At 63.8% G+C, this 392-nt stretch carries 1 protein-coding gene; it reads left to right on the plus strand.

All coding sequences use genetic code 11. The features are described 5' to 3' along the window. Window positions 1-338: 338 nt before the first annotated feature. The coding region (locus GWC77_RS30455) for a hypothetical protein (RefSeq protein ID WP_367949136.1) at window positions 339-392 on the plus strand (54 nt) is incomplete at its 3' end.

The following is a 392-nucleotide window of genomic DNA, read 5'->3' on the forward strand; positions in this document are numbered from 1 at the left end:
GGGCCATCTTCGGGATGTCATGCCGGCGCGCGGCGTTGTGCTTGTGGGGCATGCATGGGCTTCCAGCAGGACGGACCGCGATTCTATTACTCCCGTCTTTCGTTTGCCTATCCGTGCACCAACGCCTTCCTCAACTGAACGAAGGAATTTGACGACATGAATCCCATCGACGAGATGGCGCTGTTCCGTCTGGGCGTGCTCGGCCCGCTTGTCAGCCGCGGCGAACTCGCCAGTGGTGAACTCGCTCGCCTCATGCACCAGATCGCCAGCAGGAGTACGCCATTCCCGGCTCCCGACGCCGCCACATCAGCGAGAAGACGCTGCGCGTCTGGTACGACCTGTGGCGGCGCGAGGGCGTCGCAGGACTCGCCAGCAAGCCGCGCAATGACCGC

The sequence above is a fragment of the Paraburkholderia sp. NMBU_R16 genome (genome assembly GCF_013282575.1).
Lineage (GTDB): Bacteria > Pseudomonadota > Gammaproteobacteria > Burkholderiales > Burkholderiaceae > Trinickia.